General features: G+C 64.7%; 1 protein-coding gene. It reads left to right on the top strand.

The genetic code is table 11. The annotated features are described in order from the left end of the window. A partial coding sequence (locus RFM52_RS32735; protein WP_320327906.1) for a 2-oxo acid dehydrogenase subunit E2 occupies positions 1–748 on the top strand: 748 nt, incomplete at both ends.

Below are 748 nucleotides of genomic sequence, written 5' to 3'. Positions count from 1 at the left end.
CGATGTCGGACGACCAGGTGCTGAAGCTGTTCGCCGAAGGCTCCTATGAGCTCGTGCCGCATGACAACATGCGCAAGACGATTGCGCGGCGCCTCGTCGAGGCCAAGTCCACCATCCCGCATTTCTACCTGACGCTCGACTGCGAGCTCGACGCGCTGCTGGCGCTGCGCACGCAGTTGAATGCCGCGGCGCCGATGCGGAAGACCGACAAGGGCGAAGCCCCGGCCTACAAGCTCTCGGTCAACGACATGGTGATCAAGGCGATGGCGATGGCGCTGATGGCGGTGCCGGACGCCAATGCCTCCTGGACGGACAGCGCCATGGTCAAGCACAAGCACGCCGATGTCGGCGTCGCGGTGTCGATCCCCGGCGGCCTGATCACGCCGATCATCCGGCATGCCGATGAAAAGACGCTGTCGGTCATCTCCAACGAGATGAAGGACCTGGCGAGCCGCGCCAGGAGCCGCAAGCTGAAGCCGGAAGAATATCAGGGCGGCACGACGGCGGTGTCCAATCTCGGCATGTTCGGCATCAAGGACTTTGCCGCCGTCATCAACCCGCCGCATGCGACGATCCTGGCGGTCGGCGCGGGCGAGGAGCGGGCGGTGGTCAAGAAGGGCGAGATCAAAATCGCCACCGTGATGTCGGTGACGCTCTCGACCGATCATCGCGCGGTCGACGGCGCGCTCGGCGCGGAACTGCTCGGCGCCTTCAAGCGCTTGATCGAGAACCCGATGAGCATGCTGGT

Source organism: Mesorhizobium humile (assembly GCF_033977215.1).
In the GTDB taxonomy this organism is placed as follows: Bacteria; Pseudomonadota; Alphaproteobacteria; order Rhizobiales; family Rhizobiaceae; genus Mesorhizobium; species Mesorhizobium humile.
Note: the sequence above shows the minus strand (reverse complement) of the source record. Positions and strands in the feature narration are given on the sequence as shown.